The sequence below is a fragment of the Marinobacter sp. M-5 genome, assembly GCF_032911545.1.
GTDB lineage: Bacteria > Pseudomonadota > Gammaproteobacteria > Pseudomonadales > Oleiphilaceae > Marinobacter > Marinobacter goseongensis.
In genome coordinates this window covers 1,904,742-1,931,688 of the sequence record NZ_JAWJEK010000001.1, presented here as the reverse complement: position 1 = coordinate 1,931,688, position 26,947 = coordinate 1,904,742, and the positions used below count along the sequence as shown (strand labels likewise).

Annotated in this window: 23 protein-coding genes and 1 tRNA gene; 13 read left to right on the top strand and 11 right to left on the bottom strand. The window is 58.9% G+C overall.

Annotated features, from left to right (window positions below; translation table 11 throughout):
- Window positions 1-6: 6 nt before the first annotated feature.
- Window positions 7-1,119 carry a ribosomal protein S18-alanine N-acetyltransferase gene (rimI, locus tag R0125_RS08820; RefSeq protein ID WP_317237876.1) on the bottom strand — a complete coding sequence of 371 codons (1,113 nt, stop codon included), beginning with the start codon at window positions 1,117-1,119 and terminating at the stop codon, window positions 7-9.
- 229 nt (window positions 1,120-1,348) lie between these two features.
- Here rimI and R0125_RS08815 point away from each other — a divergent pair, with 229 nt between their 5' ends.
- A complete protein-coding gene (locus R0125_RS08815) occupies window positions 1,349-2,848 on the top strand; it encodes a RimK family protein (RefSeq protein WP_248184501.1) in 1,500 nt (499 codons plus the stop codon).
- Here the strand turns inward: R0125_RS08815 and R0125_RS08810 are convergent.
- Window positions 2,845-4,005 (bottom strand): cation diffusion facilitator family transporter, encoded by a 1,161-nt coding sequence (locus R0125_RS08810; RefSeq protein WP_248184506.1) that lies wholly within the window; start codon window positions 4,003-4,005, stop codon window positions 2,845-2,847. The two genes, R0125_RS08815 and R0125_RS08810, sit on opposite strands and share 4 nt — an antisense overlap.
- 409 nt (window positions 4,006-4,414) lie before the next feature.
- On the opposite strand from R0125_RS08810, the gene R0125_RS08805 reads away from it, so the two are divergent.
- Window positions 4,415-5,437 (top strand): quinone-dependent dihydroorotate dehydrogenase, encoded by a 1,023-nt coding sequence (locus R0125_RS08805; RefSeq protein WP_317237875.1) that lies wholly within the window; start codon window positions 4,415-4,417, stop codon window positions 5,435-5,437.
- A 195-nt stretch (window positions 5,438-5,632) separates the two neighbouring features.
- Here R0125_RS08805 and rmf read toward each other — a convergent pair whose 3' ends face one another.
- Window positions 5,633-5,842, bottom strand: a complete 210-nt coding sequence (rmf, locus tag R0125_RS08800; RefSeq protein ID WP_248184508.1) for a ribosome modulation factor — start codon at window positions 5,840-5,842, stop codon at window positions 5,633-5,635.
- 319 nt (window positions 5,843-6,161) lie between these two features.
- On the opposite strand from rmf, the gene rlmKL reads away from it, so the two are divergent.
- Complete coding sequence (rlmKL, locus tag R0125_RS08795) at window positions 6,162-8,336, top strand: bifunctional 23S rRNA (guanine(2069)-N(7))-methyltransferase RlmK/23S rRNA (guanine(2445)-N(2))-methyltransferase RlmL (RefSeq protein WP_317237874.1); 2,175 nt, start codon at window positions 6,162-6,164, stop codon at window positions 8,334-8,336.
- On the opposite strand, the gene R0125_RS08790 is transcribed toward rlmKL, so the two are convergent.
- Together R0125_RS08790 and R0125_RS08785 are read right to left on the bottom strand one after the other, a co-directional pair.
- Window positions 8,337-8,939, bottom strand: coding sequence for an outer membrane beta-barrel protein (locus R0125_RS08790; RefSeq protein WP_317237873.1), 603 nt, complete (start codon window positions 8,937-8,939; stop codon window positions 8,337-8,339).
- 86 nt (window positions 8,940-9,025) lie between these two features.
- Window positions 9,026-9,508, bottom strand: coding sequence for a hypothetical protein (locus R0125_RS08785; RefSeq protein WP_317237872.1), 483 nt, complete (start codon window positions 9,506-9,508; stop codon window positions 9,026-9,028).
- A gap of 115 nt (window positions 9,509-9,623) precedes the next feature.
- Here R0125_RS08785 and R0125_RS08780 point away from each other — a divergent pair, with 115 nt between their 5' ends.
- On the top strand, window positions 9,624-10,913 hold the full coding sequence (locus R0125_RS08780) for a M18 family aminopeptidase (protein WP_317237871.1): 1,290 nt from the start codon (window positions 9,624-9,626) through the stop codon (window positions 10,911-10,913).
- Between the two features lie 56 nt (window positions 10,914-10,969).
- Here the strand turns inward: R0125_RS08780 and R0125_RS08775 are convergent.
- Window positions 10,970-11,045: transfer RNA gene (locus R0125_RS08775), tRNA-Asn, on the bottom strand.
- Between the two features lie 70 nt (window positions 11,046-11,115).
- Between R0125_RS08775 and R0125_RS08770 the strand changes: the two genes are divergently transcribed.
- On the top strand, window positions 11,116-12,120 hold the full coding sequence (locus R0125_RS08770) for a YheT family hydrolase (RefSeq protein ID WP_317237870.1): 1,005 nt from the start codon (window positions 11,116-11,118) through the stop codon (window positions 12,118-12,120).
- A 16-nt stretch (window positions 12,121-12,136) separates the two neighbouring features.
- Here R0125_RS08770 and R0125_RS08765 read toward each other — a convergent pair whose 3' ends face one another.
- Complete coding sequence (locus tag R0125_RS08765) at window positions 12,137-12,778, bottom strand: arylesterase (protein WP_248184521.1); 642 nt, start codon at window positions 12,776-12,778, stop codon at window positions 12,137-12,139.
- 84 nt (window positions 12,779-12,862) lie between these two features.
- Here R0125_RS08765 and R0125_RS08760 point away from each other — a divergent pair, with 84 nt between their 5' ends.
- On the top strand, window positions 12,863-13,555 hold the full coding sequence (locus tag R0125_RS08760; RefSeq protein ID WP_248184534.1) for an ABC transporter ATP-binding protein: 693 nt from the start codon (window positions 12,863-12,865) through the stop codon (window positions 13,553-13,555).
- Window positions 13,555-16,041 carry an ABC transporter permease gene (locus R0125_RS08755; protein ID WP_317237869.1) on the top strand — a complete coding sequence of 829 codons (2,487 nt, stop codon included), beginning with the start codon at window positions 13,555-13,557 and terminating at the stop codon, window positions 16,039-16,041. Before R0125_RS08760 ends, R0125_RS08755 begins: the two co-directional genes overlap by 1 nt.
- Before the next feature lie 8 nt (window positions 16,042-16,049).
- Here the strand turns inward: R0125_RS08755 and R0125_RS08750 are convergent, their stop codons facing one another.
- The 4 genes from R0125_RS08750 to R0125_RS08735 all read right to left on the bottom strand — a co-directional run bounded on the left by R0125_RS08750 (window position 16,050) and on the right by R0125_RS08735 (window position 20,193).
- Window positions 16,050-16,742: a substrate-binding periplasmic protein gene (locus R0125_RS08750; protein WP_317237868.1), complete on the bottom strand. Its 693-nt coding sequence runs from the start codon at window positions 16,740-16,742 to the stop codon at window positions 16,050-16,052.
- Window positions 16,743-17,031: 289 nt separating this feature from the next.
- Window positions 17,032-18,219 (bottom strand): iron-containing alcohol dehydrogenase, encoded by a 1,188-nt coding sequence (locus R0125_RS08745; protein ID WP_248183619.1) that lies wholly within the window; start codon window positions 18,217-18,219, stop codon window positions 17,032-17,034.
- Window positions 18,219-18,764, bottom strand: a complete 546-nt coding sequence (locus R0125_RS08740; RefSeq protein ID WP_248183617.1) for a hypothetical protein — start codon at window positions 18,762-18,764, stop codon at window positions 18,219-18,221. Before R0125_RS08740 ends, R0125_RS08745 begins: the two co-directional genes overlap by 1 nt.
- A gap of 151 nt (window positions 18,765-18,915) precedes the next feature.
- A complete protein-coding gene (locus R0125_RS08735; RefSeq protein WP_317237867.1) occupies window positions 18,916-20,193 on the bottom strand; it encodes a M48 family metalloprotease in 1,278 nt (425 codons plus the stop codon).
- A 193-nt stretch (window positions 20,194-20,386) separates the two neighbouring features.
- Between R0125_RS08735 and R0125_RS08730 the strand changes: the two genes are divergently transcribed.
- The 6 genes from R0125_RS08730 to katG all read left to right on the top strand — a co-directional run bounded on the left by R0125_RS08730 (window position 20,387) and on the right by katG (window position 26,931).
- Window positions 20,387-21,124, top strand: coding sequence for a DUF599 domain-containing protein (locus tag R0125_RS08730; protein ID WP_248183615.1), 738 nt, complete (start codon window positions 20,387-20,389; stop codon window positions 21,122-21,124).
- An 18-nt stretch (window positions 21,125-21,142) separates the two neighbouring features.
- Complete coding sequence (locus R0125_RS08725; protein ID WP_248183614.1) at window positions 21,143-21,613, top strand: PaaI family thioesterase; 471 nt, start codon at window positions 21,143-21,145, stop codon at window positions 21,611-21,613.
- Window positions 21,610-22,044, top strand: a complete 435-nt coding sequence (locus R0125_RS08720; RefSeq protein ID WP_248183613.1) for a PaaI family thioesterase — start codon at window positions 21,610-21,612, stop codon at window positions 22,042-22,044. The genes R0125_RS08725 and R0125_RS08720 overlap by 4 nt, the downstream gene beginning before the upstream one ends.
- Before the next feature lie 223 nt (window positions 22,045-22,267).
- Window positions 22,268-24,160 (top strand): molecular chaperone HtpG, encoded by a 1,893-nt coding sequence (htpG, locus tag R0125_RS08715; RefSeq protein WP_317237866.1) that lies wholly within the window; start codon window positions 22,268-22,270, stop codon window positions 24,158-24,160.
- A gap of 6 nt (window positions 24,161-24,166) precedes the next feature.
- Window positions 24,167-24,385 (top strand): DUF2835 domain-containing protein, encoded by a 219-nt coding sequence (locus tag R0125_RS08710; protein WP_317237865.1) that lies wholly within the window; start codon window positions 24,167-24,169, stop codon window positions 24,383-24,385.
- A 374-nt stretch (window positions 24,386-24,759) separates the two neighbouring features.
- Window positions 24,760-26,931 (top strand): catalase/peroxidase HPI, encoded by a 2,172-nt coding sequence (katG, locus tag R0125_RS08705; RefSeq protein WP_317237864.1) that lies wholly within the window; start codon window positions 24,760-24,762, stop codon window positions 26,929-26,931.
- Window positions 26,932-26,947: the final 16 nt, after the last annotated feature.

Sequence of the window (26,947 nt, the reverse complement as noted above, 5' to 3'; positions counted from 1 at the left end):
CGGTGGTCAGCGCCGCGGCCCGACGATCACCGCGGCCTGCAGCGGCTGGTTTCTGCCATAGCGGGACATCTTGTCGAACACCCGGCGGTCAATGGGCAGATACTGCTTGTCGGCCACGGTTTCCCCCGCGGCCACATCGATTTCCGGATCGTGCAGGTAGACGAACTGGTCATCCATGGCGCACACGGTGACCCAGTGAGGCACGCGGCTGCGGTTCAACTGCCAGGTGCTGATCAGGATGACCGGCACACGCCCCTCGTGGAGCGCCGACTCGAGGCCCTCCAGGGTCAGAGGATCATGGTGAAGCTGGATGCCGGTCTGCCCAATGTCGTGCAGAAACCCCTCGTGTACCAGTTCCAGCACCCGCTTCTTGTCGTCGTTTCTGACCGTGTCCTTGAACAGGGCGCCTTCCTTGCTGATCCAGGCACTGGCGTAAAAGCCCCGGTGCCAGGCCGACAGCGCAAGCCCGTGGGGTCCGCAGCCGCCGTGGCCGGCCAGCATGAAGATGGTGGTGGCTTCACGCCAGATTTTCAGCTCTTCCAGAGTGGTCAACGGCTGCTGTTCATCCAGTGTGGCCATGGCCATGATCAGTGCCGCCGGGCCACAGGAGAATTCCGTGGTTTGCGGGTAATAGGGCACCTTGGGAAATTCCCGCGTCGGCTCATAGAACAGAATCCGCCGCTCGAAACGAAGCGCGTTGCCGTGGTCCTCGTAGTAATCCCGATACGTGCCGAACTGGCGATAGCCCAGCCGCCGATACAGGGCGATGGCGGATTCGTTGTCTTCGCGCACTTCCAGGCGCATGACAATCCGGTCGGCCTCCACCGCTTCCTTTTCCGCCTCGCGAATCAGCTTCTCGCCCACGCCGCGACCACGGGCGTCCGGGGACACGGCTACCGAATATATTCTCGCCATCCGGGTGGCGGCACTCATCAACACCAGACAGTACCCGACCAGGGCGCCGTGCAGATTCGCCACGATCAGGCGGTCCCTCGGCATTTCCAGAAACCGCCGGAAACTGCGGCGGGAAATCCGGTCCTCGCGAAAACTGCGGTTCTCCAGCTCAATCAGAGCGTCCAGATCATCGCTGGTGGCCTGGCGAAGAATGACATCGGGCATAAAAGGGGGCCTTGAGAGTGCTTACAGCGTGCTTGGAGAGCGCCTTGGGTACGTCGTGGTCGGGGCGGCTCGCAGGCTTCCCGTATGCGGCTATTATGGTAGAGAGTCGGGCAATCGCAAAGTGCGCCGCCATGCGTAAAAGCACGCATCCACAGGGGATTGTGCCGGCATGGGAGGCAAGCGTATCGTTGCCGGCAATTCAATGGACGTTTCCTCAGGGAGGAACTGCATGTCCCGTTTGCTCATTGTAGTGGATCGCGTTAAAGACTGGGCACCCTATTATCCCAGTGAGGACGTGCTCTCTTTTGACCAGTACCTCCAGTTCTCTGCGCCTGCTGCCAGTCGGGTGCGGGTGATCAACCTGTGTCAGAGCGCGAAATACCTGAGCCGGGGCTATTACTGTTCCTTGCTGGCGGAAGCGCGGGGGCACCATGTGGTGCCGTCGGTGATGACGCTTAACGATTTGAGCCGCAAGGGCCTGTTTTCACTGGAACTGGAAGAGCTGGATGCCAGTGTGATGACCTGGCTGGAGGCGGCCGGTTCGGAAATCGACCCGGCCAGTGACGAACGCAACGCTACCCATGAGGTGCGGGTTCGCACCTATTTCGGTCAGGCCGAACACCCGGAGCTGAAACCGGTAGCGCGGGCGCTGTTCGAGCGTTTCCCCTGTCCGATTCTGGAAATCGTGTTCAAGCGACGCAAAACCTGGCAGATCGAGTCCATGAAGCCGGCGGCGCCGTCGGATCTGAGTGAGCAGGAGCAGGATGTATTCGCCGCTGCGTTCGATCGCTTCAGCAGCATGGTGTGGCGCAAGCCCCGCACACGCCGCCGTTACCGGTTTGATCTGGCGGTACTGGTCAACCCCGATGAGGAGATGCCCCCCAGCGACAAAGTGGCCCTGAGCCGCTTCGAGAAGGCCGGCCGCAAGTTGGGTATCAACGTCGAGCAGATCAGTCGCCGTGACTACATGCGCCTGCCTGAGTACGACGGCCTGTTCATTCGTGAAACCACGGCCATCGACCACCACACCTACCGGTTTGCCCGCAAGGCCGAGGCCGAAGGCATGGTGGTGATTGACGACCCGGTGTCGATACTGCGCTGCACCAACAAGGTCTTTCTGGCGGACCTGTTGAAGAACAACAAGATACCCACACCGAAAACCCTGATCCTGTCAAAGGACCAGAAAGACGCCGTGGACCAGGTGGTTCGCGAACTGGGCTTTCCGGTGGTGATCAAGATCCCTGACGGTGCCTTCTCCCGCGGCGTGAACAAGGCGGAAGACGAGAAAACCCTGAAAGCGGGGCTGAAGGAGTTGTTCAAACAGTCGGCGTTGGTGCTGGCCCAGGAATACCTTTACACCGATTACGACTGGCGCATCGGCGTGCTGGGTGGTCGGGCCATCTACGCCTGCAAATACTACATGGTGAAAGGGCACTGGCAGATTTATCAGCACGGCGGCGCGGAGGTGGACAGCGGTGGCTTCGAAACCATGCCTACCTATGAAGTGCCGCGGAACGTGATTCAGGCCGCCCTGAACGCTACGCGTCTGATTGGTAACGGCCTTTACGGGGTAGACATCAAACAGTCGGGCAACCGGGTGGCGGTGATCGAGGTGAACGATAACCCCAGCATCGACGCCGGCGTGGAAGACCGCTTCCTCGGTGGCGAGTTATACACGCTCATCATGCAGGAATTTCTTTCCCGCATGGAGGAGAACCGGCGCCGTTAACGGGCGCCGAACCACAGGCGCAGGCTACCGAACCAGGGGTAGCCCTGCAGATGGCTGGTGATTTGCGCTTCGTCCACCCCGGTTGCGTCATCGGGGGTTTCGAAGAAAAGCTCCACGTGAATCTTGTTTCGCAGGTAATGCAGGCGGATGCGAGTGCGAGGTGGCATCTCACCGAGACGCGCTTCGAGAAGTTTGCGAATGCCCTCTCGCGTGGGGAGTTGTCCGGAGGTGGGGGGATGCTCCTCATCGTTTTCCGCGTCGATGTGGAAATTGATGTCGCGGATGTTGTCCAGGGCGTCTCTCATGCCCGACACCACCTGCATTCCGATCTGATGCCCTTCTGATACGCTGATCTCCGGGCGCACCACCAGGTGAATGTCCAGCAGGATATCATGCCCCATGCGGCGGCTACGAAGTTCATGCACATTGCGCACGCCTTCGGTATCGCGGGCGATGGCTTTAAGCATCTCGGTGTCTTCCGGTGACAGGCCGGTATCCACCAATTCCTTGACCGCGTCCCAGGTGAACTTCCAGCCAATGTGAATAATGATACCGGCGATCACTACGGCGGCGAGGGTGTCTACCCAGATGAACCCGCCCATCGCGCCGAGGGTGGACACCAGTACGATGACCGACGAGAACGCATCGGTGCGGCTGTGCCAGGCATTGGCGATAATCAGATCAGAGCGGATAGCCTGACCCACCCGGCGGGTGTAGCGGTAGATCCACTCCTTGCCGATAACGGAGGCGGCTGCCGCCACCAGCACCGGCCAGCCCGGCACCTGGTCTGCGCTCCCCTGAATCAGGCGAAGTATGTTGTCCCAGGCCAGTGCCGCGCCCACGGCGATCAGAATGCTCCCCAGTACCATGGTGCCAATGGTTTCAATGCGCTGGTGGCCATACGGGTGGTTCTGGTCCGGCTTTTGCCGCGATACCCGCATGACGCCGAGGACAACAAGGTCGGAAGCGACGTCGCTGAAGGAGTGGATACCATCAACCAGAAGCGCCTGGGAATGGAAAAATACACCACCAATGACTTTGATGACTCCCAGCACGGCATCGAGAACCATCCCGATGAGGGTGACCCTTGAGGCGGCGCGTAGCTCTGCCTTGAGATCCGGGCTATGGCGGACGGGTGTTGTCGGTGGGTGGGTCATTGAAAAGCGCTCTCGGGGTTTTGTGGGCCATTATAGTCGCAAATCGAGACGGCGCCGGGCAGAAAATAAAAGATGGTTCTTTTGTGTGATTTATGCACATCGTGACAAAGCTGTGAATTCGTAACATTCTGTTTATATGCGTTGGCCCGTAATGCAAAAATTTTGTATGTAACTGAAATTAAAGAATAAAAAGACTGATCAAAAAATGATCAATTCGTAGGCTGGCGCAGTTATCAAGGGATGGCAACCGTTCCCCCGCGATTTTGCACAGGTTTATCCACAGAATCCGTGGAAAAGCTTACAAGGCGTCCACGTGACAGGCATTTACGGGCGAAATAAGTAAGTTAGAGGATGCTGTGGACAACTTCCGGTATACTCCGCCACACCCAAAGGCAAGGAGTTTTTTTCGATGTACGGTGCTATCCGCAATCTTTTGTTCCGGCTGCCCCCCGAGCAGGCCCACACGCTTGCCCTGACCGGACTGGATCTGGCAAACCGTATCGGAGTGCTGAAGGCATGCTCGCCGACGATAGATGCATTGCCAGTCAATGTTATGGGGCTTGAATTCCCGAACCCGGTCGGCCTGGCGGCCGGGCTCGACAAGAATGCGGATCACCTGGACGCATTGGGCTCCCTCGGGTTCGGATTCATCGAAGTGGGAACCGTCACACCGCTGGCGCAACCCGGTAACCCGAAACCGCGCATGTTCCGCCTGCCGGAGCACCAGGCCATCATCAATCGTATGGGTTTCAATAATGAGGGCCTGGACCACATGCTGGCGCAGGTGGAGAAGCGCCGGTACCGAGGCATTCTCGGCATCAATGTGGGAAAGAACAAAGACACGCCGAACGAAGATTCCGAATCGGATTACCGCAAGGGGATTGCGGCCGTCTATTCGCGGGCCGACTACATCACGGTGAACGTGTCCTCACCGAATACGCCGGGCTTGCGTGACTTGCAGTTCGGTGATTCGCTCATGCGCTTGCTGGAGGCGGTCAAGGACGAGCAGACCCGTTGCGCAGCGCATCATGGCCGTTACGTGCCCATTGCCGTCAAGATCGCGCCGGACATGGACGATGAAGGCATTCGCTTTGTAGCGCGGGCACTGCGCAGTTCCGGTCTGGATGGGGTGATTGCCACCAACACCACCATCAGCCGTGATGCGGTTCAGGGTCACGAGAACGCTGGCGAGGCCGGGGGGCTCAGTGGTGCCCCGGTGCGCGAACCTTCGCTGCGGGTCATTCGCGGCCTTTATTCGGAGCTGGGAGAGGGCCTGCCGATCATTGGCGTGGGCGGTATTACGGATGGCGCCAGCGCGGCAGAGAAAATCCGGGCCGGGGCAAAGTTGGTGCAGATCTATACGGGCTTCATTTACCGTGGCCCGGCACTGATCAAAGAGGCGGTGGAAGCCATACGCCAATTGCCGCAGTAACAGATGGGGTAGCAGGGAAGGCCCCGTTTTCGGGGGCCAGAACGAAGATGGGCCCGCTAAGCGGGCCCGTGCGGGGGATGAACCCCGTGGCGCTTCATCGCATGGTACGGGTCGGGAGAACCCGTTTCGGTTGCTCTGAGTACTGCGTCAAATTGTATGTAAAAAGATCAGATTAAAGATCGGAGTTATGGTCTGTCACGCCGTGACGTTTGCCAGTTTGTGGATGCCGGACACGCCGGTCATGCCCTCCCATTGATCTGTGCGGCCCTCGCGCCACCCGCTTAACCATTCCTGGCGGACTTCCGCCTGTTCCAACGGGCAACTGTCTTTGGATTTGCCGGACACGCCGGCCAAATAACCCCGTTTGAATGCACGAGCGTACATGTCTCTTTTCTGTCTTTTCATGCCGTTCCTCACTGATGGATTAACAGAACAAGCGTGTACACTTCTGCCATGGTCCTGACAGGCGGATTCCCTCCGGGATTATCCACTATTGCCAGTTCCGACCAGAGCAGTCAGGATCCTGTTAACGGAGAGCAACAAGAGCTCCCCCGAACGACGCGTCACTTACAAGGTAAGTCGAACCTCGCGCCGATGTACACTAATTATTTCATCTATATGAAGCTTCTCTTATAGTTGTGTGACATAACGAACGTGTTTTTTCCAAGAGAAAATACACTATTCCATGCAGTTAGCCGCAAACCGAGATTTCCGGGAGTTGAACTTGTCTGATTCTGTCTTTTTCGTAACCTGTCCGAAGGGCGTTGAATACCTTCTGGCAGATGAACTTCGCACATTCGGCATGGAGCCGGTGCGGAATGCGCCTGCGGGCGTATGGGCAGAAGGACCGCTGGAGAGCGGCTATCGGGCATGTCTGTGGTCGCGGCTGGCGAACCGGGTCATCCTGCACATTGATGAGGTCAGCGCCACCAGCGGCGATGAGCTGTATGACGGGGTGGTCCATCTGGACTGGCAGCAGCACATTCCCGCCACCGGCAGTTTCCGCGTCAATTTCCTCGGCGAAAACGAAGCCATTCGCAATACCCAGTACGGCGCCCAGCGGGTCAAGGACGGCATCGTTGATCGTATGCGATCCAGCAGTGGGCAGCGCCCCTCGGTTGATGCGAAAACACCGGATGTCACCATTTCCGCACGCCTGAATCGTGGACGTCTGTCGCTGGGACTGGACCTCAGCGGTCACAGTCTGCACATGCGTGGATATCGCACGGATAAAGGCATCGCGCCACTCAAGGAGAACCTGGCGGCAGCGCTGTTGTTGCGTGCCGGCTGGCCGGGCATCGCGAAAGCCGGTGGTAATTTCATCGATCCCATGTGTGGCTCCGGCACGCTGGTGGTTGAAGCGGCCCTGATGGCGCTGGACATCGCGCCCGGCCGCAATACCGAACGTTTCGGATTCGAGACCTGGCTGGGTCACCAGTCGGAACTGTGGCTGCAGTTGCGGCAGGAAGCCGAGCGCCGTGCTCACGAGGGCAAGCAGGGCAGAGTGCCCCGTCTGGCCGGTTACGACCAGGACAGCCGGGTCATCGCCACGGCGTGGAAGAACATTCAGCGCGCCGGCCTGGACGGGCTGGTGCATGTGGAGTGTCGATCGGTTCAGGAGTTGGTGCTGGACGGCGAATGGGCGTCACAGGGCCTGGTGCTGACCAATCCGCCCTACGGCGAGCGGCTGAGTGAGCGCAAGGAGCTGGGTGCGCTCTACCAGTCGCTGGGTGAGGCGGTCAAGGCGGCGGTTCCGGGCTGGCGACTGGGGGTCTTCACCGGCGCGCCTGAATTTGGCAAGTCCATCGGTCTGCGCAGCTATAAACTGTACAACCTGTTCAATGCCAAACTACCGGCCCAGCTGCTGCTGTTCTCCATTGACGACGCCAGCGCCATGACACCACGGGAACCGGGCATTCCCGGCGAGGTGCAGCCGCGCATTGCCAATCAGGAACGGGCGGCCATGCTGCGCAACCGCTTGAAGAAGAACATGAAGACCATCGGCCAGTGGGCCCGCAAGCAGGGCATCGAATGCTACCGGTTGTACGATGCGGATATGCCCGAGTTTGCGCTCGCCATCGATCTGTATGACGGCCGGGTGCACGTGCAGGAATACGCCGCACCGAAGACGGTGGACGAGCGGTCTGCGCGGGAGCGCCTGGCGGAAGCGCTGGCGGTGATTCCGGACGCGCTCGGCATTGAGCGTGAACGTATGGTGTGCAAGCAGCGCCAGCGTCAGACGGGTACATCGCAATACGAAAAACAGGCCGCCAGCGGAGAGTTCTTCACCGTGCACGAACACGGCTGCGCGCTGAAGGTAAACCTCAAGGATTATCTGGATACCGGCCTGTTTCTGGACCACCGCCCGGTGCGGCACTGGATCCAGCAGCACGCCTCCGGTAAGCGCTTCCTGAATCTGTTCTGTTATACCGGCGCGGCCACTGTGCACGCCGCGGTGGGTGGTGCCAGCCGTTCATTGAGTCTGGATATGTCGAAAACCTATGTGAACTGGGCCGAGGACAATCTGGCGCTGAATCGGGTCGACCGCCGCCATCACAAGGTGGAGCAGGCGGACTGTCTGGCCTGGCTGGCTGCCAAACCAACGCCGGATCAGCGCTTCGATCTGATTTTTATGGACCCGCCCACCTTCTCCAACTCTGCCCGTATGGCCGGGGTGCTCGATATTCAGAAGGACCACGGCAAGCTGGTACGGCAGGCGATGCAGCGGCTGACGTCAGAGGGTCTGTTGATCTTCTCCAACAATTTCCGTCGCTTCAAGCTGGATGAGGCATTGGAGCGGGAGTTCGCCATCGAGGAGGTGTCGCGCGATACCCTCGACAAAGATTTCCAGCGCAATGCGCGGATTCACCGATGCTGGCATATCCGCCACAGGATCTGATCAGAACTCGTAGCGAATGCCGCCGGAAAACTGGAAGGTGTTCACGTCCGAGCCGGTATCCTTGAACAGGCGTCCGCCTTCGAATACCAGGTAGCCGTTGTCGATGATCTCGAAATCGAGACCCGCCAGCCAGCTGATGCTGAAGCTGCTGTCCGGGAAGTCGCCGTCGATTTCCCGGAACTGGCGGTTTTCGTCGGCATCGACGTTGGTCAGTTCGGCGTCGCCGTTGATGTGGGAGAAGCCGGCCTGGGCGTAGACATTGGCGTAGCTGGTAATGGGGTAGTGCAGGCCAAGGTACCAGCTGGCGAAGTAGTCGATGGAGAGGGTCAGGTCGCCGGTCTTGGCGTCTTTGTAGCCGCCGCCGGCACGGACTTCGGCGTGAAACAGATCCGTGATGTGTCCACCAACGACCAGGGTGCCTACCTGGCCCCAGGCCGCTTCGTTGGAGGTTTCACCAATGCTGCGATGATTCAGGGCGGTGGCGTACAGGCCCACGTAGTGCATGTCTTCCCGTGCTTTCTCGCTGGAGACGGCGAGGTCTGCGCTCAGCAGGGCGATGGGCAGTAGCACTGCCGGCAGGGTATGTCGCAACACCTTGTTCATTGTTATGGGCTTTCCTGACGATTGCGGATACGGGCAGATTCTGCCTTCTGTAACGGTTTGTTACGTCGACCCGCGTCACACTTCCCTCAGTCTTCCAGCACGCCCTCTTCCCGCGCCAGCATCAGCAGGGCGTATACGCCATTTTCTGCCAGCGTAGGTTCCAGCCCTTCGTCAAACAGCAACTGACGGCGACGATCTTCCAGGCTGTCGGTGTCCAGGTTGGTGATCAGTTCGGTGATCGGAATCAGCTCGAAAGGGGGCTCCATCTCTACCGCCGTGAATATCAGATCCACCAGGATCTCGTCCGGGTCCATGCCGTCGGTGTAAACCGTCTGGTCGGGCAGGTCCTGGTGAAGCTCCCGCGCCAGTTCGATCAGCGGCACGCCCTGCTCCTCGAGGTAGAGCAGATCGATATCGCCCAGGTCGCCGTCTTCCGGAATCCAGCTGTCGTCCGGTGCGATGACGACCGTTTTCAGGCGGCCATCTTCAAGGGACCAGGACATGGCGGTGGGGAACACGGTGTCGTCGGTCTGGCAGTATTCGATGTCGAGAAATCGTGGTAGTGGCAAGGTAAACTCCCGTTCTGGTCGTGCCGGGTCAGGGTAAGTACCGGTTTCTCCCGGCAGCGTTTATATTGGCTTCGTGCCATACTGTTGTCAGCATTATCAGTCAATCAGGAGCATCATGGAACACGCGCAGTTTAATCACGGTTTGCTGAATTTTCTCGATTCGTCTCCAACCCCCTGGCACGCAGTCGCGACCATGAGGGCTCGTCTTGACGAGGCCGGATTTACGGCACTGGATGAGAAAGATGAGTGGTCGCTGGCGCCGGGGCAAGGCTACTACGTGATTCGCAACGGTTCATCCATTGCGGCCTTCCGAACCGGGCAGGGTGATGTGGTGGAGAAAGGTATTCGCATGGTGGGCGCGCACACAGACAGCCCCTGCCTGAAGGTGAAGCCGAATCCGGAGTTGCGCCGCAAGGGATTTTTCCAGGTAGGTGTCGAGGTTTACGGCGGTGTATTGCTCAACCCGTGGTTCGATCGCGACTTGTCGCTGGCAGGCCGGGTCACGGTGCTGGATGAGGCGGGTGAGGTCAAAGACATCCTGGTGAACTTCCGCAAGCCGGTGGCGTTCATCCCCAGCCTGGCGATTCACCTTGACCGCGAGGCCAACAGTAACCGCACGATCAACGCGCAGACGGACCTGCCGCCGGTGTTGATGCAGGTGCCGGATGCCGACACCACCACGTTTGCGTCGCTGCTGGAGCACCAGGTTGCATCGGAGAGCGGCGTCGGCGTGCGCAAAGTGCTGGGCTATGAACTCAGCTTCTACGATGCTCAGGGCGCCTCGTTTGTAGGGTTGCGCGATGAATTCATTGCCTCGGCACGATTGGACAACCTGCTCAGCTGCTATATCGGTCTGCAGGCGTTGCTGGCGACGTCCGGGGATGAGCCGGCGCTGCTGGTCTGCAATGATCACGAGGAGGTGGGCAGCATGTCCGCAGAGGGCGCCCAGGGGCCTTTTCTGTCTGCGCTGCTCGATCGCTGGTGCGGCGCGGGGAAATCCCGGGCCATTGCCCGTTCGATGATGGTTTCCGCCGATAATGCCCATGGCATCCACCCGAATTACGCGGACCGACACGATGAAAACCACGGGCCGTTGCTGAACCGGGGCCCGGTGATCAAGGTCAATCACAACCAGCGGTACGCCACCAACAGCCGTTCCGCTGCCGTCTATCGTCATCTCAGTGACGAGCTTGGCCTGCCGCATCAGACCTTTGTGGTTCGCAGCGACATGGGTTGTGGCAGTACCATCGGCCCGCTGACGGCGGCAAACCTGGGCGTGACTACCCTGGACATCGGAGTGCCCCAACTGGGTATGCATTCGATTCGGGAAATGATCGGCACCGAGGACGGGTTGACGTTGTGCCGTGTATTACAGGACTTCATGCAGCGGCCCCAGGTGTTCTGAGGCCAGAAACGAAAAATGCCGCGGCTTCGTCAGAGGCGGCGGCATTCCGGAATCAGTGGCTCCCCGACCTGGGCTCGAACCAGGGACAAACGGATTAACAGTCCGTTGCTCTACCAACTGAGCTATCGGGGAACAGTCGACAGGCGCGAATATTAAGGGCTTTATTCGTTGGGGTCAACCCTCTGAAATAAAAGGTTAAAATTTGTACTATCAATCCGAATCCCACCCGGTTCCGCCAGATATTGGCGAGCGGGCATTGCGCTATCGTCCCCCACCGTGGCTGCGGAACGGGCATGTGCAGTCGGTGTGGCCAACGTTGTTTCGCAAAGTGGACATGGCGGAACCGGAAACCGAAGTACTCCCCACCAGCGACGGTGATGAGCTTCATCTGGACTGGTATCGCCAGGGCAGTGGGCGCCTGGCTATTTTGTCCCATGGGCTTGAGGGCCACAGTCGTCGGCCGTATATGCTGGGCCTCACTCGCGCGCTGATGACCGCAGGCTGGGACGTGCTGGCGTGGAATTTCCGCTCCTGCGGCGGGGTGATGAACCTTCAGCCACGGTTCTACCACAGCGGGGCTACCGAGGATCTGGAGCGGGTGGTGAATCATGGTCTGGCGCAACAGTACCAGACGCTGTTTCTTTCGGGATTCAGCATGGGCGGCAATTTGACGCTGTTGTACCTGGGGCAGCAATCAGAGCAGGTTGACAGCCGTATTTGTGGTGCCGTTGCCTATTCGGTGCCTTGTGATCTGGCTGGCAGTGCCGACGAATTGGCGAAGTCGAGCCGGAAAATCTACATGCAGAGGTTTCTGCGGGATCTTCATGTAAAAATGCAGGAAAAAGCCCGGCGCTTTCCGGATCTGATCGACGTCAGCGGGTTCGAGAATATTCGCAATTTCCATCAGTTCGACAATCGCTATACGGCGCCACTGCATGGGTTTCGCGATGCCGAGGACTACTGGGCAAGATGTTCAGCATTGCATAAGCTGAGGGATATCCGGGTGCCGGCGCTAATGCTGAATGCAGCGGATGACCCGTTTCTCTCCCGCCGCTGCTTTCCCGAGTCGAGGGCGCTGCTCGGCCAGCACGTTCGTCTGGATGCCCCCCGCTGGGGCGGTCACGTCGGCTTTGTCGAGCACGCGCGTGATGGGTATTACTGGTCAGAGCGGCGCGCCATTGCCCACATTCAGTCGGTACTGGGCTAGCGGCTCCGGGTAAGCGTTATTTCAGCAGAGATTTCAGTTGTGGCCAGATATTGGCCAGCAGTTGTCCCTGGGCGGCGGCGGAGGGGTGAATGCCGTCTCCCTGCATCATGCCTTCCTGGTCGTAAATGCCGTCCAGAAAGAATTCCACCAGAGCGGTATCGTACTGGTCGGCAAGCTTCGGGAAGATACCGGCAAACGCCTGGGTATAACGTTCGCCGTAATTGGGTGGAATCTGCATGCCCACCAGCAGAGGCCGGGCTCCGGCATCCTGAACCTGCTCAATCATGCGGGCAAGATTCTTCTCGATGACACCCGGTGGGAAACCCCGCAGGCCATCATTGCCGCCAAGTTCAATCACCACTACGTCGGGATTGTTCTGTTCCAGCAGGCGGGGCAGGCGCCGCAGACCACCGTCGGTGGTCTCACCGCTGATGCTGGCATTGACCACTTCCCAGTCGGCCAGTCCTTCGGAATGCAGCCGGGCCCGTAACAGCGCCACCCAGGCCTCGTCAGTCTGCACTCCGTAGGCGGCGCTGAGGCTATCGCCGACGATCAGCAGTGTCCTCTGCGGCTGCTCCTGATTCGCCTGCGCACAGGTGAAGGCGAGCACAAAGACGATGAAAACTATTGATCTCAGACGTAAAAATACCGTATCCATAGACAACCTGTTAACAGATGCAAAACCGATGGAGACTCCGTGAGCAACCAGACCGACGTTCAGAACAAAGGACGGCAACAGCCCATGCTGAAAGTCAGCAACCTGACTCACACTGTCAGCCTGGAGACAGATACGCTCACGATCTTGCAGGGGGTCAGTCTGGAAATCAATCGTGGAGAGTCCGTAGCCATTGTGGGCCGGTCCGGATCCGGGAAAACCACCTTGCTGGGTCTGCTGGCAGGACTGGATACGCCCACCGAGGGCACCGTGGAACTGGATGGTGCCGTGATCAGCACATTGTCAGAAGACGAGCGCGCAAAACTGCGGGCGCAGCGAGTCGGTTTCGTGTTTCAGTCCTTCCAGTTGCTCCCAGCGCTCACCGCGCTGGAAAACGTGATGCTGCCCCTGGAGCTGGGTGGTGTAGAGTCCCCCGCCCGGAGAGCTCGGGAACTACTGGAACGGGTCGGCCTGGGTGAGCGTCTCAACCACACGCCGCGACAGCTCTCCGGCGGTGAACAACAACGGGTGGCGATCGCCCGCGCCTTTGCGTCTGATCCGGCGGTGCTGTTTGCCGATGAGCCCACGGGCAATCTCGACAACCGCACCGGGCAGTCGGTATCCGACCTGTTGATGGCATTGAACCGGGAGCAGGGCACCACACTGGTGATGGTGACCCACGATGAACATCTGGCTGCCCGTTGCGCCCGGCAGTTCAACATTGAGGCGGGCGTGCTGACGGAGCCCGAGATTCGTAACGCTGTGGAGCCGATGTCCTGATGGCTGCTTCCGACAAACTCATGTCTATCCGCCGGGACTGGCGGGAGCGGGATGTGCGGGTAGTGCTGGCGGCGCTGATGATCGCGGTGGCCACGGTGGCCACCATCGCCCTGTTTGCCAGTCAGTTGCAGCGCACACTGGTGACCTCAGCCAGCTCCTTTCTGGCGGCTGATCGTCAGCTCGAGGCGGAGAATGGCCGACCCGTGCCTGAGGCCTGGCTGAGCGAGGCGCGGAGTCGCCAGCTGGAAACCGGCCAGATGGTGGAGTTTTCCACCATGGTCTCCGGAGCTGACAGTTTCCAACTGGTTGCCCTGAAGGCGGTCAGCAACGAATACCCCCTGCGAGGACAGATCGAGTACCAGCGTGACGAAGATCAGCCCAGAGAACTGGTGTCGCAGGGGCCGGCACCCGGCGAGGTCTGGATTAACCCGCGCCTGCTGCGATTGCTCGATATTGAGGTGGGTGACACGCTGGAAGTGGGGAATCTGGAATTGACGGTGTCCGGCCTGCTGGTTCGTGAGCCGGACGGTGGCTTTCGTTTGTCAGCCCTTGCGCCGCGGGTAATGATGCACGTGGACGATGTGCCGGCGACGGGCGTCATCCAGGAAGGCAGTCGAGTCGAGTACATCTACCTGTTTGCCGGCGAGGAAGCGGCTTTAGAGTCCTACCATCAATGGCTGCAACCGCAGTTGGAGCCCAGCCACGAATGGGAAGGCGTACGAGACGGGGAAACCTTCTCCCGCTCGTTGCAGCGCGCTGAGAGTTTTCTGCTACTTGGCGGAAGTCTGGCGGTGATGCTGGCGGCGGTCGCCGTGGCGGTGGCCAGCCGGCAGTACGCGCTGTCCCAGCGCGATACCGTGGCCCTGCTCAAGACGCTTGGCGTTCGTAGTCGGGGTATCGGCACGCTGTATCTGAAGCGCCTCGGCCTGTGGGGCGTGGCCGGTGCGGTTGGCGGACTGGTGATTGCCTTGCCGCTGTATTGGTTGTTGTCAAAGCTGCTCAGCGATGTGCTGGAGCGGTCGGTGGATTACAAACTGGATCCCGCAGCGCTGGTGCCCGCGTTGCTGACCGCCCTGGTGGCGTTGTTCGCCTTTGCCTATCCGCCTATCCGCCGGTTGCGGAACGTGCCGGCCATGCGGGTGTTGCGCTCCCAGCCCGGGGAATCCGGTCGGGAGGCCGTGCCGGATCTGGTCATCGCCGTACTGGCGGTGTTCGGCCTGGTATGGATGTATGCCGGCGAAGTGTCTCTCGTTCTGGCGCTCCTGGGTGGGCTTGGTCTGCTACTCGGCACCCTGGCGTTGCTGGGGTGGATCATGGTGCTGAGCCTGCGCAGAATCCGTGGCGGCGGTAATGCCTGGAGGCTGGCGCTGGTGGGCCTGTATCGCCACCGCCGCGCCAGCCTGTCGCAGATGGCCGTGTTCGCCATGACGCTGATGCTGGCCGCCACGCTGATTCTGGTTCGGACCTCGTTGCTGGCGGACTGGCAGGCGCAACTGCCTGACGACACGCCAAACCATTTCCTGATCAACATCGCACCGGATACGGTGGAAGAAATCGACGACTTCTGGCAGCAACGTGGCCAGCCGCTCGATACCCTGTACCCGATGGTGCGGGGCAGGTTTACCGAGCTGAACGGTGACCCGGTCAGGGAAGCCGTTACCAAGGACGAGGGGGTAGGGGCGCTGAACCGCGAACTGAACCTGACCTGGATGGAATCGCTCCCCGATGACAACGAGATTGTCGAGGGCGAGTGGTTTGCGCCCGGAGACACCGCCGGCGTCTCGGTGGAGGCTGAACTGGCGGGTAAGCTCGGGCTGAGACTGGGCGACCAGCTGACGTTCACTATCGGCTCGGAAAAAGTGACGGAACCCATCACCAGCATCCGAACGGTGCAGTGGGACAGCATGAAGCCCAACTTCTACATGGCCTTTCCGCCCGGCGGCGGCCTGGAAGAGATGCCGGCTACCTGGATCACCAGTTTCTTTCTGCCCGGTGACAACAAATCGGCCCTGAACGAGTTTTCACGCCGGTATCCGACGGTCTCCGTGCTGGAGATCGACCACATCATCCAGCGCATCCAGGACATTGTGAAACAGGTAACCCAGGCCATCGAAGCCATTCTGGCGCTGATTCTGGCGGCGGCGCTGGTGGTGATGGCGGCAGTGGTCAGTGCCACCCTGCGGGACCGTCAGCGGGAGGGCGCTTTGCTCCGAACCCTTGGCGGCCGGCAATCCCTGCTGGTGCGTAGCACCATGCTGGAGTTCGCGCTGTTGGGTCTGTTTGCGGGAATTCTCGGTGTGGCGGCGGCGGAGGCGGCAGTGTGGGCGCTGCAGTTCCGTATGTTTGAGGGTCAGTTTCAGTGGCACTGGACGGTGGTGCTGCCGATACCGGTATTCAGTGCCGTTGTGCTGGCCCTGTTTGGCCGCTGGCAGTTGCGGCCGGTGCTCAGCGTGTCACCGATGCTGCTGCTGCGGCGCCTTGAGTGAATGTTGCCTTAACGATATCGGGCGAGGATGGTGTCCAGTTCGCCACTGTCGCGAACGGACGCCAGCTCCTCATTGAACTGCTTCGCAAAGTCTGTCCAATCCCTGCGCAACATCAGGCGAAACGGGTAGTTGCTAATAGTCTCTTCGGAGATCCGGAACTGCCCCTGAAGCCCGTCGTTGAGCAGAATCCACTGGCCAACGAGGCGATCGGCAACGGCGGCGTCAAAGTGTTTGCCGTGAAGCAGAAACGTGAACATGTCCCGATCACGAGCGACATCAAAACGTTTGATTTTTTCGTTTTCGAGATGGGGCTCCAGTTTCGGATAGGAGTACCCCAGGTGCGTCACGATGGTCCGGTTGAACAGGTCTTCCGGCTTCCCATAGTGCAAGTCTGACCCCGCCGGAATGAACAGCACCTCTTCCACGGCAACCACCGGGTCCGTGAACAGGAACTGTTCAGGGTTATCGGTCCACTCGATGGCGCGGGGCGTGCTGTCGATATACCCCTCTTGGAGCATGGTATCCACCCGTTTACGGGGAACCTGCTCCGCCACTACGTCATAGCCGATCCGCTCAGCGATCAATGTCACTACGTCCCACATGATACCTGCAGGCTGCTTATTCTTGACGATCAGGTAAGGAGGATAGCCGTTGGGCGATACGTTGAAGCGCAGTGTTTTCGTGCTCTGCTCATTTGCCACTGCAGAGTGTGCGGTCGCTGTCAGTGCAAAAGCCAGAAGAAGCAGTGAGATGATTTGGAGCGAGGTACAGTTGCGGGAAGGCTGGTTTGGCATAAAAGGAACGTCCCGGTATCAGTAAATGACGCGAACCCGGCTACATCCCTGCCAGTACTCCAGCAATTGTTACGTTTAAGTAAGGTTATTTCAATGATTTCATCAGCATCTTCAGAAAATTTTACATTCTGAGTCCACCGAAAGCCTATCAGCTCGCAGATGCGGGCTGATAGGAATGGCCATCTACCATCGGAAATTACGCCCAGGCACGTCTGAGTACCGCCTTGGCATCCTCCAGAGTCACTTCTTTCGGATTGAACATGATGGCGCCATCGTCCAGCGCCACCTCGGCGATGCGTTCCAGCTGCTCCTCCACAACCTTGCCGGTTTCTTTCAAGGTGCGTGGCAGTTTGCAGTGCTTGTAAAGCGCATCCCGCATGCGGCGTATCGCCGAAATGCTGGCTTCGGCCCGCCGGGACGCCGGGGTTGCGGCATACACTTCCGGACCATCCAGATAGAGCAGCAGCTCGCCCAGGGGCTCACGAATCGACTCTATGTTGTATTCCAGCACGTAGGGCAGGTACAGGCTCATGCACAAGCCATGGGGCAGCTGGCAGATGGCGCCGGTCGCATGGCCCAGGGCGTGTACCAGGCCAACCATGGAGTTGGAAAACGCAATACCGGCCATGGTAGAGGCTTCGGCCAGTTCCAGGCGATTGTCGGCGTCTTTCGGGTTGTCCATGACGGCCAGCAGTGAGTTGCTGATTTTCTTGATGGCTGCCGTGGCGTACGCGTCACTCAGAGGATTCTTCGCCATGCAGGTAAACGCCTCGGTGGCATGAGTCATGGCATCCATGGCCGTTGCCGCTGTGATGTGTGGCGGCAGCGTCAAGGTCATGCGCGGATCGATGATCGCGGCATTCGGCAGCAGGAAGGACGAGGTGAACGGCAGCTTGACGTGCTTCTCGGTGTCTGCGATGACGGCCACGGCCGTGACTTCGGACCCGGTGCCGGCCGTGGTCGGTACCACAAAGAACGGCTTGAGCGGACGTTTGAGTACACCGGCGCCGGCGTAAGCGGCGATGTCGTCGCCGCCTTCGGAGACCAGAATATTGACCGCTTTGGCGGTATCAATGGCCGAGCCACCGCCCACGGCAATGATCGAATCGCATTTTTCGCTGCGGTAAACGCCGGCAATGTCGCGCACTACCGCCGTCGATGAATCCGGCGGTACGTCATCGTAAATGCTGACGATTTCCAGACCGCTCTCCTCACAGGCGGCGATAACCGGGTCCAACAGGCCTGCGGCACGAACGCCCTTATCGGTTACGATCATCGGCCGGGTGGCCGCCATGCCGCTCAGTTCGTAGGGCATGTGTTCAAGTGCAGCCTTGCCGGCGATGACTTTTACCGGGCAAAAGAATTCGTAGTATTTGTTCGACATTATGCTCTCACCGTTTCAACAAAGTTGGATGCGACCTTCAGGTAAATCCGTGCTGCGCTCATCAGCTTCTCCGGCAGGTGCAGGTCGGTCGGATATTCTTTCACCGCGCGCTTGGCTACCAGTTTGGGCAGGATGAACGACTCAAGCCTGTTCAGAACCCGCGTCATGCGAATGGCGTAGCTGATGTCGCCATCGACCAGCATGCGGTCGTTGGCGAATGCCACCGAGGTTTTCTCCTGGAATGACAGCACCAGAAACGCATGGGCAATGTGTTTGAACTGAATCGACAGGTCCACCGGTCGCGGCGCGGAGTTACCGTGGTAATGGAAGCGGCCGTTGCCAACGTGCTCAACGATGAGGCTTGAGCCCTGCGGCATGACCATCATCTCGAACAGGAATCCCTCGGGCAGGGCGCTGGCGTCTTTCTGCACGGTGGCATCCACTTCACTGACGGCCTGCAGCGCACGCCCCATCACCTGGAACATGAGTTCCACGTAGAGTCGCCTCGCCTGGAAGGCCATCGGTTGGATACGTTTCGCAATCATGGCAATCGTCCGATTGTTGTTGATGTCATCCAATTTTTAGAGTTATTGCTCTAAAAGTCAATGCGGACGATGACAGAGTTTCTCCGTCAGTGTGGCAAAAACAGAAAGGCCCGGTGAATACCGGGCCTTGGATGAGTGTGGTGAGGGGGCATTACTGGGTCAGATTTGCCAGCTTGCGCTTGGCTTCCTCGGCCACCTCGCCACCGGCCTCCGCCGCGGTGCTGTAGTAGCGGATTGCATCGTCACGGCGGTTCTGTTTCACGGCCACATCGCCCAGCCGCAGAAACGCGATGGACGTGGGGACCAGTTCGTTGGCTCGGGTCAGATTGCTCTGGGCCTTGTCGAGCTTGTCCTGCTTCAGGGCATTCAGGCCGTTGTGGAGTCGATAACTGAACATCTCTGGGTACAGCGCTACCGCCTTGTCAAAATCCTTTTCGGCCTTGGCCACGTCGTCCTGGGCCTGGTAGATCCGGCCGCGCAGGGAGTAGAACATCGCCTCGTTAGGCTCGATCCTGATGGCCTCGTTGACCTTGGCAAGGGCGCCTTTCATGTCCTTTTCGCTGGCGAGCTTGAGGGCTGCGTCGTGAGCGTCGTAGGCGGGCTGGAGTTTGCGAGCCATAGCCAGTTTTTTGTCATAAACGGCTTTGCCACGGTAACCGCCGGTGCCAATTTCCCGGGCCCGCTCGCGGTTTTTCTCCACCCGTTTCTGGGACGGGGGATGGCTGGCGAAGAGGCCGTCAATAAAGCTCGATTGGCGTCCTTCCGAGAGCTCGACGAACAGCTCCTGCAGTTCCACCGCAGCCTGGGGGTCATAGCCTGCTTCCACCATATACTCAATGCCATAGTGATCCGATTCCAGCTCATCGCCCTGGCTGTACTGTGCCAGCGCCAGCTGTGCGCCCATGGCGGCGCCGCCCATCAACAGTCCCGTCCATTCGTTGTCAGACAGCGCGAAACCGAGGCCGGCAACCCCGGCGCTGATCAGCATGCCCTGTTGCATGCGCTGAACGCTGTGCCGTGCCGCCGCGTGGACAATTTCATGGCCTAGGACCGACGCCATCTGGGCTTCATCCTCGAGACGGGTCAATAAGCCCCGGTTGATCGCAATCTTGCCTCCGGGCAAGGCCCAGGCATTGGGCACGCTGCTGTTCAGGACCACAAATTCGTAGGGCAGGTCAGGGCGGTCACTGACGGCGGCTAGTTTTTGCCCGACTTCGCGAACGTAAACCGTCAAATCAGGATCCAGATAAAACTGTCCGCCCTGGGTTTGCTGTGTGGGTGCGTATTGCTCCGCGCCGATTGACAGCTCCTGGCTCTCGGGTATCAGGGACAGCTGTTTTTTCCCGGTGACGGGATTAACGGCACAGCCGGCCAGTGCGGAAAGTGCGAGGGTCAGGGTCAGGCAGCGAAGGAACAGCCGGTTAGTCACGGTAAACTCCTGTGATCAGTCCTTGATCCGGGCGCGGAATGCATTCCCGGTCGAATATGGGCAGTTTATACCACATCTGAGACGTCGGGGTGACTGCCCAAGCACCACGCCTGTCTGGAGCAACGGTGTCCCAGAGTGTATGATTATCCGCTTTCAAACCTACCGTTTTTACCTATCCGCATGTGGATCCCCCATGGCTGAATATCTGGAAGTGGTTGCGCTGGTCTGGTTCCTGATCTGTTGGCTGGGCTACACCGAGTATTCCCGTCGCAAAGCGAATGACCGGTCCTGCTTGTCAAATACCCTGGATCTGTACCGGGAAGACTGGATGAGGGTCATGTTGCGTCGTGAGAACCGGATATCAGACGCTTCCGTGGTGGGTAACCTCGAGCGTAACGGGGCCTTCTTTGCGTCCAGCTGCCTGCTGATCCTGGCCGGTATCATTACCGCACTGGGGTATACGCAGGAAGTGATGGAGGTGTTCAGTACCTTACCATTCGGCAACCTGCCCAGCCGCGCAGTGTGGGAGCTGCGTATGGTGGTTCTTCTGGTCGTGTTCATCTACGCCTTCTTCAAATTCACCTGGTCCATGCGGATGTACAATTTTGTGGCGGTACTGATCGGTGGCGCGCCGCCACCGGACGACACCAAAATCAGCCCGGCCGGCCGCGAAGCGTTTGCCCAGAGCGCTGCAAAGGTCTGTAATCTGGCGGGGGACGCCTTTAACCTTGGCCTGCGCTCCTATTACTATGCCCTGGCCGTGGTGACCTGGTTTATACACCCCCTGGCGTTTATCGGGGCGTCGACACTGGTCGTGGTGGTTCTGTACCGCCGGGAATTCCGCTCTGATGCGCTCCAGGCGCTGCGCTCCGGCAAAGTGTTCGAGGAGCCGGTGGCCAGGGTCGAGCCCACGCAACCCAATAACAGCTAATCAAACTGGCACTGCTGCATGACTGATGACATCCGCATGAACCGGGTTCGCCGGTTCCTTGACACCCTGAACCAGGCCCGGGAACTGGGCCTGACCGTGGAAGCGGCCGGCGAAGGCACGCTGACCATGCGCTTGCCCTACAGCGATCGCATTATCGGCAATCCGGATACCGGCGTGATCCACGGTGGCGCCATCACCACGTTGATGGATACCACCTCGGGTTCCGTGATCATCTGTGCGCTGGACGATTTTGAGCTGTGCCCGACCCTTGATCTGAGGGTGGATTACATGCGTTCGGCGGAGCCCCACAAGCCGGTCTTTGCCCGCGCAGAAACCTACAAAATCACCCGCAACATTATTTTCACCCGCTGTGAAGCCTATCAGGAAGGTGGCGAAACCATCGCCAACTGCGTTGGTACGTTCATGCGTATCGGCAAGGACGCGACCCCGAAAAGCTACTCGGAACTGATCACCGGAGGTGAACAATGACCGACCCGGAAATTCTTGGTTATACGCGGGAGACCGGTGATTTCTCCCGGATGCTGGAAAGCGTACCCTACGCCCGGTTTATCGGCCTCGAATGCGAGCGCTTCGGCGATGATCTGATCTTCCGCTTGCCGAAAAAGGAAGAGAATCTGGGCAACCCGGTTCTTCCGGCTATTCATGGTGGTGTGATCGGTGGTTTCATGGAAATGTCCGCCGCGATCTACCTGATGATGTCCCAGGAAAGCCTGCGCATGCCGCGCATTGTCGATTTTTCGCTGGATTACCTGCGCGCTGGCCTCGATCGTGAAACCTACGCGGAATGCCGATTGACCCGCCAGGGCAACCGGGTGGCCAATGTGATGATCACCGCCTGGCAGAAATCCCGTTCACAGCCGATCGCGACGGCGCGCGCACACTTCCTTCTAGAAGACTGATTTCCGCCCCGTCCGGGGCTTGAAATGCCGTGGCGTGCCCCCATTTCCCTGTTCAACGCGAACTCTCAAGTCGGGTGGTGCGGGCCGGAGGGGCTTTTCAAAACCGTGCGGAGCCGTGGATGGCGGAGCCGAGCGTACACGGACGTATTCACAGCGTGTTTTGAAAAGCCCCTCCGGCACGCGCCGCTCCACCGAACCAAACAGAGCAGGAGAAAGAAACGCCATGACGGTAGAAGCCAATAAAGAAACGCTTGGATTCCAGACCGAAGTGAAGCAACTGCTTCATCTGATGATTCACTCTTTGTATTCGAACAAAGAGATCTTCCTTCGTGAACTGATTTCCAACGCCTCCGATGCCGAAGACAAACTGCGTTTTGCGGCGCTGAAAGACGACGGCCTCTACGAAGGGGAATCCGAGCTGAAAATCCGCCTGGATTTCGATGGGGAAAAGAACACCATCACCCTGGCCGATAACGGCATCGGCATGACCCGTGACGACGTGGTTCAGAACTTGGGCACCATTGCCCGTTCTGGTACCGCCGAGTTTCTACAGCAGCTCTCTGGCGACGAAAAGAAAGACAGCAAGCTGATTGGTCAGTTCGGTGTCGGTTTCTACTCCGCGTTTATTGTGGCTGACAAGGTAGAAGTCTTTACCCGCCGTGCCGGTGCTTCGAAAGAAGAGGGTGTGCACTGGGAGTCGAACGGCGATGGTGAGTTCACCATCGAGCAGGTTGATCGCGAGTCCCGGGGTACCGAGATTGTTCTGCACCTGAAATCCGACGCAAAGGAATTCGCCGACGGCTTCCGTCTGCGCGGCCTGGTGAAGAAATACTCCGACCACATCTCCTTCCCCGTGGTGATGAAGGCCGAATCAGAGGAAGAAGGCAAAGAAGGCGAGTACGAGACCGTCAACGATGCCACCGCCCTTTGGACGCTGCCCCGCACCGAGATCAAGGACGAGGAATACAAGGAATTCTACAAGCACATCGCCCATGATTTCGAAGATCCGCTGACCTGGTCCCACAACAAGGTGGAAGGCAAGCTGGATTACACCAGCCTGTTATACATTCCGGCTCGCGCGCCGTTCGACATGTACAACCGGGAAGCGCCTCGTGGTCTGAAGCTTTACGTGCAGCGCGTGTTCATCATGGACGACGCCGAACAGTTCCTGCCGCTGTACCTGCGTTTTGCCAAAGGCGTGATCGATTCCAACGATCTGTCGCTGAACGTGTCGCGGGAAATTCTGCAGAACGACAGTACGGTAGAGAGCATTCGCTCCGCGTTGACCAAGCGGGTACTGGACATGTTGTCCAAGCTGGCAAAGAAAGACGGCGAGCAGTACCAGAAGTTCTGGGACGAATTCGGTACCGTGATCAAGGAAGGCCCGGCGGAAGATTTCGGCAACCGCGAAAAAATTGGCGGCCTGCTGCGATTCGCGTCAACCCTCACCGGTGAGCGCACCCAGACTGTATCTCTCGATGATTATATTGGCCGTATGAAAGACGGTCAGAAAAAGATCTACTACATCACCGCTGACAACTTTACGGCCGCCAAGAGCAGCCCGCATCTGGAAGTGTTTCGCAAGAAAGGCATTGAGGTGCTGATCCTGTCTGACCGTATTGACGAGTGGATGATGGGTTACCTCAACGAATACGACAGCAAGCAGTTCCAGGACGTTGCCCGTGGTGATCTGGATCTGGGTGAAGTAGAGACCGAGGAAGACAAGAAGCACAAGGAAGAAGCCGCTGCCGAACACAAAGATTTACTGGAGCGCATCAAGACGGCCCTGGAGGACCGCGTACAGGACGTGCGTGTCACCAATCGCCTGACCGATTCGCCCGCTTGTCTGGTGGTCGGTGACTTCGACATGGGCGCGCAGATGAAGAAGATCATGGAAGCCGCCGGCCAAAAAGTGCCGGACAGCAAGCCGATCTTTGAGATCAACGTGGACCACCCGCTGGTTCAGCGCCTCGAGAACGAGCAGGGCGATGAGCGTTTCGGCGAGTTGTCCGCCGTGCTTCTGGACCAGGCGACCCTGGCCAGTGGCGAACAGCTTGAGGATCCGGGTGCCTACGTCACTCGCCTGAACCGTCTGTTGCTGGAACTGGCCCACTGAGCGCCAATGCACCAGATCATTGTGGACCTCAGCATCAGCCCTGACGAGTGGATCAAACTCTATCAGGGCGTTGCGACCGATGTTCACACCACCGCCCGGGACGGACGTTCGGTCCGCTTCCCGGCGCGGATTCTCTCCCGTTTCTACCTCCGCGACGGCATTCGTGGCAGCTTCCGGATCGTGTTTGACGACGCCGGCAAGTTCGCATCTATCGAGCGCCTTTGAGCCGACGCACAGCTTCGTACGATCGCCAGCTATAAACAAAAACTTTCACAAATGTATTTTTAATTAATTGTATCCGTTGTTGCCCGCCGCGATATGGTAATCCTGTTCCTGTGACAAAGGAGTCGCCCGATGCCAGCGTTTTCACTAGGTCGTCACAAAGATTGGCGAAATTATCGAAGAATACTGGCGGACTACTCGAGCGATTTTGCGTGTGCTCAGTAACTCCGGGTGAGTCCGGAACACCGGCGAGAGAGCCTATAGGTATTCACTATACGGGGCATAAGAAATCCTGCGAGCAGAGCAATTATTCTGTCCTATAGTTAGTGAGCCTCCACAGAGAAAATGTCGTTTTGCAACCCGATTAGGAGAGAGCAATGACTCAGAATAATGATTCAGGCGGAAAGTGTCCGGTAATGCACGGTTCCAATACCCAAGAGCAAGCCGGGGTGGCCGCCTGGTGGCCGGAGAACCTGAACCTCGAGATTCTGCATCAACACGACGCCAAGACCAATCCGATGGGCGAGGATTTTGACTACAGAGAAGAGGTCAAAAAGCTCGACTACGAGGCCCTGGAAAAAGACATGCACGAGCTGATGACCAACAGCCAGGACTGGTGGCCCGCTGACTGGGGTCACTACGGCGGCCTGATGATCCGTCTGGCGTGGCATGCGGCGGGTACTTATCGCCTGGCTGACGGCCGTGGTGGTGCCGGAACCGGTAACCAGCGGTTTGCTCCTCTTAACTCCTGGCCCGACAATGGCAACCTGGACAAGGCTCGCCGTCTGCTGTGGCCGCTCAAGAAGAAGTACGGCAACAAGATCAGCTGGGCCGACCTGTTCATTCTGGCTGGTAACGTTGCCTATGAGTCTATGGGCTTTAAAACGTTCGGCTTTTCTTACGGCCGCGCAGACATCTGGCACCCGGAAGAAGACATCTATTGGGGTGCGGAAAAAGAGTGGTTGGCACCTTCAGACAGCCGTTACGAGGACGTGACCAAGCCCGACACCATGGAAAACCCGCTGGCCGCTGTTCAGATGGGTCTGATCTATGTGAACCCGGAAGGTGTCAACGGTAACCCTGATCCGCAGGCAACGGCCGAACAGGTACGGACCACGTTCGCCCGCATGGCCATGAACGATGAAGAGACTGCAGCCCTGACCGCCGGCGGCCACACCGTGGGTAAAGCACACGGTAACGGCGACGCGGATGCGCTTGGGCCAGAGCCCGAAGGTGCGGATGTTGAAACCCAGGGCTTTGGCTGGATGAACCCCAACCTGGATGGCAAGGCCACCAACGCTGTGACTTCTGGTATTGAGGGTGCCTGGACCACCAACCCGACCAAGTTCGACATGGGTTACTTTGACCTGTTGTTCGGCTACGAGTGGAAGCTGACCAAGAGCCCGGCCGGTGCCAACCAGTATGAGCCGATCGATATTAAAGAAGAGCACATGCCGGTTGATCCCACGGATATGAAGACCCGCGTTCGGCCGATGATGACCGATGCCGACATGGCCATGAAGGTGGACCCCAAGTACCGTGCCATCTGCGAGAAGTTCATGGCAGCCCCGGCTTACTTCCAGGATTGCTTCGCCCGCGCCTGGTTCAAGCTGACTCACCGTGACATGGGCCCGAAAGCCCGCTATATCGGACCGGACGTGCCGGCCGAAGACCTGATCTGGCAGGATCCGTGCCCCCAGGGTGAGACGAACTACGTCGAAGAAATCGTCAAGGCGAAGATCGATGAAGCCGGTCTGAGCCTGAACGAGCTGATCACGACAGCCTGGGATAGTGCCCGCACCTTCCGTGGTTCCGACATGCGTGGCGGTGCCAACGGCGCTCGCATCCGTCTGGCTCCGCAGAAGGACTGGGCAGGCAATGAGCCGGATCGTCTGGCCAAGGTACTGAAGGTGTACGAGAAGATTTCTGCCGAGACCGGCGCCAGCATTGCTGACGTTATCGTTCTGGGCGGTAATCTGGGCGTCGAGAAAGCCGCCAAGGCAGCGGGCCACGACGTACACGTGCCCTTCCTGAAAGGCCGTGGCGATGCTACAGACGCCCAGACCGATGCAGAGTCTTTCGAGCCGATGGAGCCGCTGTCTGATGGCTTCCGCAACTGGCAGAAGAAGGACTACGTGGTCAAACCGGAAGAAATGCTTCTGGACCGTGCCCAGCTGATGGGCCTGACGGCGCCGGAAATGACCGTGTTGATGGGCGGCATGAGGGTGCTGGGCACGAACTACGGCGACACCAAACACGGTGTATTCACGGATCGCGTCGGTCAGCTGACCAACGACTTCTTCGTGAACCTCACCGACATGGCGAACCGCTGGGAGCCCACTGGCAAAAACGCCTATAACATCGTGGATCGCAAGAGCGGCAACACCAAGTTCACCGCGACCCGTGTTGACCTGGTGTTCGGATCCAATTCCATCCTGCGCGCCTACGCCGAGGTGTACGCTCAGGACGACAACGAAGAAAAGTTTGTGAAAGACTTCGTTGCGGCCTGGACCAAGGTCATGAACGCGGACCGCTTCGACGTTAAATAAGCCACGCTGCAAAGGG

Coding starts and splice junctions, on each gene's coding strand:
- rimI (WP_317237876.1), bottom strand. CDS start 1,119: ATGCCCGATGTCATTCTTCGCCAGGCCACCAGCGATGATCTGGACGCT.
- R0125_RS08815 (WP_248184501.1), top strand. CDS start 1,349: ATGTCCCGTTTGCTCATTGTAGTGGATCGCGTTAAAGACTGGGCACCC.
- R0125_RS08810 (WP_248184506.1), bottom strand. CDS start 4,005: ATGACCCACCCACCGACAACACCCGTCCGCCATAGCCCGGATCTCAAG.
- R0125_RS08805 (WP_317237875.1), top strand. CDS start 4,415: ATGTACGGTGCTATCCGCAATCTTTTGTTCCGGCTGCCCCCCGAGCAG.
- rmf (WP_248184508.1), bottom strand. CDS start 5,842: ATGAAAAGACAGAAAAGAGACATGTACGCTCGTGCATTCAAACGGGGT.
- R0125_RS08790 (WP_317237873.1), bottom strand. CDS start 8,939: ATGAACAAGGTGTTGCGACATACCCTGCCGGCAGTGCTACTGCCCATC.
- R0125_RS08780 (WP_317237871.1), top strand. CDS start 9,624: ATGGAACACGCGCAGTTTAATCACGGTTTGCTGAATTTTCTCGATTCG.
- R0125_RS08765 (WP_248184521.1), bottom strand. CDS start 12,778: ATGGATACGGTATTTTTACGTCTGAGATCAATAGTTTTCATCGTCTTT.
- R0125_RS08760 (WP_248184534.1), top strand. CDS start 12,863: ATGCTGAAAGTCAGCAACCTGACTCACACTGTCAGCCTGGAGACAGAT.
- R0125_RS08755 (WP_317237869.1), top strand. CDS start 13,555: ATGGCTGCTTCCGACAAACTCATGTCTATCCGCCGGGACTGGCGGGAG.
- R0125_RS08745 (WP_248183619.1), bottom strand. CDS start 18,219: ATGTCGAACAAATACTACGAATTCTTTTGCCCGGTAAAAGTCATCGCC.
- R0125_RS08740 (WP_248183617.1), bottom strand. CDS start 18,764: ATGATTGCGAAACGTATCCAACCGATGGCCTTCCAGGCGAGGCGACTC.
- R0125_RS08730 (WP_248183615.1), top strand. CDS start 20,387: ATGGCTGAATATCTGGAAGTGGTTGCGCTGGTCTGGTTCCTGATCTGT.
- R0125_RS08725 (WP_248183614.1), top strand. CDS start 21,143: ATGACTGATGACATCCGCATGAACCGGGTTCGCCGGTTCCTTGACACC.
- R0125_RS08720 (WP_248183613.1), top strand. CDS start 21,610: ATGACCGACCCGGAAATTCTTGGTTATACGCGGGAGACCGGTGATTTC.
- htpG (WP_317237866.1), top strand. CDS start 22,268: ATGACGGTAGAAGCCAATAAAGAAACGCTTGGATTCCAGACCGAAGTG.
- R0125_RS08710 (WP_317237865.1), top strand. CDS start 24,167: ATGCACCAGATCATTGTGGACCTCAGCATCAGCCCTGACGAGTGGATC.
- katG (WP_317237864.1), top strand. CDS start 24,760: ATGACTCAGAATAATGATTCAGGCGGAAAGTGTCCGGTAATGCACGGT.